Source organism: Vibrio sp. 704, assembly GCF_033339295.1.
On the sequence record NZ_JAWOUH010000796.1, the window covers coordinates 1 to 569 of the forward strand.

General features: G+C 47.5%; 1 protein-coding gene and 1 pseudogene. Both read right to left on the reverse strand.

Features of this window, described 5'->3' with window-relative positions; all coding sequences use genetic code 11:
* A pseudogene (locus R7R24_RS29165) lies at positions 1–166 on the reverse strand (peptide ABC transporter permease); the annotation flags it as partial.
* Positions 153–569: ABC transporter permease subunit (locus R7R24_RS29170; protein WP_318120520.1), on the reverse strand; the 417-nt coding region annotated here is incomplete at its 5' end. The gene R7R24_RS29170 and the pseudogene R7R24_RS29165, both read right to left, overlap by 14 nt.

A 569-nucleotide genomic window follows, 5' to 3' on the forward strand; every position in this document is an offset into this window, starting at 1 on the left:
CTTGTGGATCAAACGGAGCAAGCCACGGAGCTAAGATGGTGATCAATACAATCAAGCCTAAACACCACAAGCCAAACATCGCTAACCCGTTAGCGCGGTAACTACGCCAAAATCGCTCAAACTGAGTTGGAATGCGTTCTTCCTGATAAACGTTATTTGTTAGCATACCATTCCTTTCTCACCAGAGGGTTGATCATGGCGCCAATCAAGTCCGAAAGGATATTGGCAGTTAATACGAGTGTCGCAAGCACCATTACTCCTGCTTGGATTGAGGCGTAATCTTGATTGGCAAGCGCATCCAGCAACCAGCGACCAATTCCCGGCCAGTTAAAAATCGACTCGGTGATGATCGCTAAAGTGATCATGCTAGATAGCTGAACCCCAACTTTTGGAATGATGGGCGGAATGGCGTTACGCATTACGTGCTGAGTGACGATCTCACGATTCGATAAACCTTTGATTCGGGCTGCGCGAATGTAGTTTTGGCTCATAACTTCTGCAACAGATGCACGCATCAAACCAACAACTTGAGTCGTAGGTGCTAACGCCAGAACCAAACACGGCAGAAC